Genomic DNA, 5,898 nt, shown 5'->3' with positions numbered 1-5,898 from the left:
AGGCCGCCTACGACCAGCAGGCCGCCGCCTACAACACCCAGCGCAAACAGGTCGACGCGCAGACCGCGCGGCTGCGTGACGCCGCCGGCTACGGCACCGACTCCAACGGCGCCGACCCCGGCAACAACGGCGCCGGGGCGGCCTGCAGCACGTCCGGGGCGTTCGGCGAGTGCTCCACCGCCGCGATCGACCCCGCCACCGGCCAGACGCTCCAGGACCAGAACCTGTGCCTGCTCGGCGTCTCCGCCTGCGGCGCCTCCTCCACCGCCGCCGACCGGACCGCGTCCGCGTCCTGCGACGTGGTCACCGGGTGCGCCACCAACAGCAAGGCCGGCGCCGTGCTCGCCCAGACCACCTGCGGGGTCGGCGACTGCAACACCTCGGGCGTGGCCGACCTGCGCGGCGCGGACACCGTCTGCCAGGCCCGCGCCGGCTGTACGGAGAACGGGACGACCCCGACCACACCGGACGCGGCGGACCTGGCGGCCGGCAAGACCGACGGCATCTCGCAGTCGCACGGCGCCTGCGCCAAGGACTGCGCGCTGGTCGGCTTCGCCACCCGGGCCGACGCCGGCACGGACTGCCAGACCAGCAACGGCACGTGTGACACCGACTCCACCGGCCGGCGTGCCACCGAAACAAAGCCCGCCCCGGCCAACGAGACCGCCGCCCAGGCCGCGCAGCGCGCCGCGCAGACCAGCAAGGACAACGGCGAGGCCACCAGCAAGGCCCACTGCCAGGCCAACTCGATCGGCTGCGACACCACCACCACCGTGAAGGCCGGTGTGGACGAGGCCACCGGCAAGCGCGGCTGGCTGACCGAGCTGCTGTTCGGCCCGGGCCAGGAGCCGGGCACGCGGTCCCAGCGATCCGGCCAGCCGTCCGCGCAGGCCGCCATCCACTGCGCCCGGGGCGCCACCGACTGCTCCGGCAACGCCGCGACGAACACCGCCGGCAAGACCGAGAACTCCACGACCACCCCCGAGAAGCCGGCGGTGGCCACGAACATCAACACGGACCCGGCCACGGGGCAGGCCGCCACCCCGGCCACCCCGGCGAAGACCAGCACCGACAACCGCACCCGGTCCGGCGCCGCGAGCTGCCAGGTCACCGGCGGCGAGTGCACCTCCTCCTCGGGCTCGAGCCAGGACGACGGCACGCTCGGCTACACCGACGTCAACTGCGACCAGGCCGCGGGCTGCCAGGGCAAGGGCACCACCGCCACCAACGCCGAGATCACCGCCGGCACCGACGGCAAGACCGCCACCCGCAAGACGGACGCCCACCACGAGTGCACCGTGGGCGCCACCACCGGCGGCTGCTCCACCGACTCCTCCTCCACCGTCACCAACAACGCCGTCACCAACAACAGCAACCCCGACATCGAGCTGGCCGCCACCGGAACCCAGCAACCGAAGACCGACCCGGCGCAGGGCCTGACCGCGGCCAGCAAGACGACCGCCACCGTCGACTGCGGCTCGGCCGACTGCAAGGGCGCGCAGCAGGGCGCCACCTCCGGCACCGCGTCCGGGGACGTCAAGGACCGCGCCAGCAAGGGCGCCACCGGCTGCGACGTGCACGGCATCGGCGGCACCTGCGGCTCGGTCACCACCACCGAGGTCACCTTCCGCGGCGAACAGACCGGCCCCGACGGCAAGCCCCAGCCGGCCGGGGTGGTCAGCGTGTCCCACGCCGCCTCCCAGGTCCGCTGCCAGGACAGCGCCGAGTGCGGCGGCAAGGCCCACACCGACACCGCGGCCCTGGACACCGCGGTCTCGAAGGACTGGCGCGGCGCCTCCACCGACGCCGACTGCACCGTCCGGGGCGGCGGCTGCCAGGGCCAGGCCGCCTCGGACGCCTCCACCACCACCGACTACGTCAAGACCGACCCCAAGACCGGCCAGCCGCTCAAGGGCCAGCCCGGCTCCGGCCCGACCGCCACCTCCCGCGCCGCCGCCAGCGTCGACTGCCAGAACGTCAACTGCTCCGGCACCGCCCACACCGCCTCCGCCGCGTTCGACGGCGCGGTCGCCGGCGGCAAACCCCGCGTGTCCGAGGGCAAGGTGGCCTGCGAGGCCGGCGCGAACAGCTGCCAGGTCCAGACCCTGTCCAACGCCACCACCGGCCCCGGCGCCGCGGCCACCTACGGCGACCAGGTCAACGCCGACCGCCTGCCCGACGGCCCGTCCGCCGCCTCCACCACCGGCGGCAAGCTCACCGGCACCGGTGGCGGCACCATCACCGCCGAGGTCACCGCCACCGACCCGACCGTCTCCGACGCCGCGCGAGGCAACCGCGCCGAGGGCTCCTGCTCGGGCACCACCGGCGGCACCTGCACCGCCGTGGTCAACGCCGCCGCCTCCTCCGGCCCCGACGCCAACAGCATCGCCCCCATGGTCGCCGACCAGCCCACCCAGAACGCCACCACCACCAACACCCCGATCGGCGACAACGGCTCGGGCGACGGCCAGAACGGCACCCAGAACGGCCAGAACGGCACCACCGGCAAGGCGGCCAAGACCGCCACCGCCTCCCCGCAGAACCCCGACCAGCCCGGCCAGGGCGGCCAGCAGCCCAACCAGCCGGCCACCGCCCCCGGCTCGTCGGCCAGCTCCGGCGGCCCCACCGTCCCCGGCGCCTCGTCCTGGTCCAGCGCCTGGGCCAGCCTCAACTGCGACGCCACCGCCGGCGCCTGCAAGGGCACCCCCCGCAGCTCCGCCACCGGCCTCGCCCCCGACGGCCACGACACCAGCGGCACCGGCAACAAGGGCCCACCGGCCGCCAACACCCAAGCCACCGGAACCACCGCAGCGACCTGCGACACCACCGGTGGCGCGTGCCAGGCCACCTCCGCCTCGACCGCCGGCTCCGGCCAGGTCGTCGCCGACATCTTCACCGCGCAGAACAAGAACCAGGCCCAGCAAGCACAACAGCAGGCCGACCAAGCGAAACAGGCCGCCGAGCAGGCCAAGCAGGCCGCCGCCGCCCCGGGCGCGACCGCCGAGCAGCGCACAGCCGCCGAGCAGGCCACCAAGACCGCGGACGACGCGGCCAAGACCGCCGCGGACGCCGACAAGGCCGCGAAGACCCCGCTCGCCGCCAAGGACCTCCCCGCCAGCTGGTCGACCTCCAGCGCCTCCGCCCACTGCGCCGGCCCCGGCTGCAACGCAAGCAGCACCGCGGACTCCTCCGGCGCCCCCGGCACCGCGCACACCGACGCCACCTGCACCGCCGGCCAGAGCGGCTGCACGACCAGCAGCGACGTCACCGTCACCCTGATGCCCGACTCCGGCAGCGCCGAGGTCGGCTCCAACGTCGTCTGCCCCGAGGCGGGCTGCACCGGCAAGGTGACCGGCAAGGCCAACGCCGCCGCCGGCCAGGGCGAACACCGCACCAGCAGCGACGGCACCGGTGACACCGCCTGCGACGGCAAGACCGCGTGCCAGGCCGGCGTCCGCGCCACCGTCGCCACCGCGACCACCGCCCCCACCGTCGCCAAGGACAAGCAGTCCGCCACCACCACCGTGAACATCGCCGCGAGCTGCGACAACGGCGGCACCGGCTGCCCGATCCACGCCGCCAGCCACAGCGACTCGGTCGGCTCCAAGAACGTGCACGCCACGACGGCCACCACCTGTGCGGGCAACGCGGGCTGCACGGTCAGCAGCTCCGGCAGCGCCTCACCGGAGATGGCGCAGGTCTCGTTCCAGTGCGGCGGCGCCGAGGGCTGCACGGGCCACAGCGAGGGCAACGCCGATGCCGGCAAGGCCAAGGGCAACGCCACCGCCGACTGCTCGCCGAGCAAGAACGGCCAGTGCACCGGCGGGGTCCAGGTCGGCGCCTCCGCCGACGGCAGCGCGCTGGCCGGCGCCACCTGCCAGGGCACCGAGGGCACCAACTGCCGCTACCACTTCGAGGCCTCCGCCTCCGACTCCTCGCGCGCCGGGAAGAACTGGGCCAAGGCCTCCGCGCACGGCTCCGAGGACGGGTCCAACGGCGGCGGCATGGTGCAGGTGATGGCCAAGACCATGGCCGCGCCCGGCCAGGCCCAGGCCAGCGCGAGCTGCACCGGCGCGAAGAACTGCGCCTCCCCCTACTCCGCGCACGCCGAAGCCCACGACCGCAAGAACCAGACCGCCAACGCCAAGCAGCCCGACATGCCCAGCGGCCACTGGGACGCCAACGGCGCGGGCACCTGCTCGGGCAACGGCAAGGGCGGCTGCGGCGTCCAGGCCTGGGCACAGGCCGGCCCCGGCGGCTCCGGCGGCGCCAAGTGCACCGGCGACTGCTCCAACTTCAAGGTCGAACAGGCCGGCAACAGCTTCACCAAGACCGGCCCGTCCTTCAACGAGATCAAGGCCGCGGAGGCCGCCCGAGCCGCGCGGGCGGCGCACAACGTCGTGGACATCAAGGAGTGGATGGATGGGCGAAAGGACGGTGTAGGCGCCGACGGCCTCAAGAAGGTCGACGGCGTCTACAAGCTCTACACCCGGGACCCCACGACCGGAGAGGTCAAGGAATCCGACTGCACCACGTGCGCGCCCGGCCAGTCGTTCCAGTCCGGTGGCACGAAGCTCACGATCACGCAGGACGGCAACGTGCAGGCCACCCGCGCGGTGCCGGGTGGCAAGGACGAACACCTGTGCAACGCGACCGTCGGCTGCGCGCTCTCCGGCGACAACAAGGGCACCGGCAACGGGGAGTACTGGATCGCCGGCAACGGCAAGGTCCACGACGGCATCACCGGCTCCGACCTGCACTACAAGGACTCCCGGCCGAGCTGGAGCACGAGCCCGAACCTCAACGAGGGCAACTTCGGCAACACCAAGGGCGGGCGGTTCGGCTTCACCTGCAACGGCGGCTGCGAGGGCACGCTCAGCAACGTCGACCTGGGCAAGGGCAAGTTCACCGACAAGATCGACCTCGCCGGCACGCCGAACCAGATGACCGGCCGCGACGGGCTCGGCAACCTGGGCAACCTGGCCCACTCCGGCAAGGGCACCATCACCCTCGAGGGCCGCGACCACAAGCCGATGGACCCCATCCAGTCCGACGTCAAGCACGGCCTGTCCGGGAACCAGTGGGCGCAGGTCGCCAACAAGTACGGCTACAACCAGTGGGACTACGACACCCTCAAGAACGTCCTCGGCAAGGGCGACACCGCGACCGGCACGGAGTCGGACGGTCACGGCGGCTACTTCAAGTACTGGAAGACCCCGGACGGCCAGCTCACGAAGGCGCCCTGCCCGGAGTGCACGAAGGGCGGCCAGCCCGTCCAGGGCGGCGGCGACGGGACGATCAGCATCGCCGGCAACGGCGACGCGACGGTCACCCAGACCACCGCGCCCGGCAAGGAGAAGAGCACCTGCACCTCGAACACCGGCTGCCTGCTGGCCGGCGGCGAGAGCGGCGGCTACTACTGGATGCAGGGCAAGGGCAACGTCCACGACGGCGCCACCGGCTCCAACATGGGCTTCCAGGACTCCCGCCCGACCGGGAGCAAGGACCCCAACTACAACTCCGGCCGGTTGGGCGGCAACGGCGGTTCGCCGTTCTCCTACACCTGCAACGGTGGCTGCACCGGCGACGTCGGCAACGTCGACCTGGGCAAGGGCAAGTTCACCGACCACGTCGACCTCGCCGGCAGCGCCCGCCCGATGTTCGGCCGCGACGGGTACGCCAACCCGGGCGACTACAGCCACACCGGCAAGGGCGTTGTCACCCTGCAGGTCGGCCAGGACCGCAAGGACGTCATCACCTCCGACGGCAACGGCCTGACCCCCGGCGACACCTGGACGACCATCACGACCCGGGGCCCCAACAGCGCCGGCCACTACGACATGGGCGGCGGCCAGACCGGCGAGATCATGCTCGCCGAGGGCTACGGCATCAGGCAGG

The 5,898-nt window shown here is 73.2% G+C and carries 1 protein-coding gene; it reads left to right on the top strand.

Annotation, left to right across the window (positions count from 1 at the left end; genetic code table 11):
• Window positions 1-5,898, top strand: a 5,898-nt coding sequence (locus N912_RS66720) for a hypothetical protein (RefSeq protein ID WP_037070427.1), incomplete at both ends; no start/stop codon positions are given.

The organism is Actinospineispora acaciae DSM 45401, assembly GCF_000620785.1.
In the GTDB taxonomy this organism is placed as follows: domain Bacteria; phylum Actinomycetota; class Actinomycetes; order Mycobacteriales; family Pseudonocardiaceae; genus Pseudonocardia; species Pseudonocardia acaciae.
Note: the sequence above shows the minus strand (reverse complement) of the source record. Positions and strands in the feature narration are given on the sequence as shown.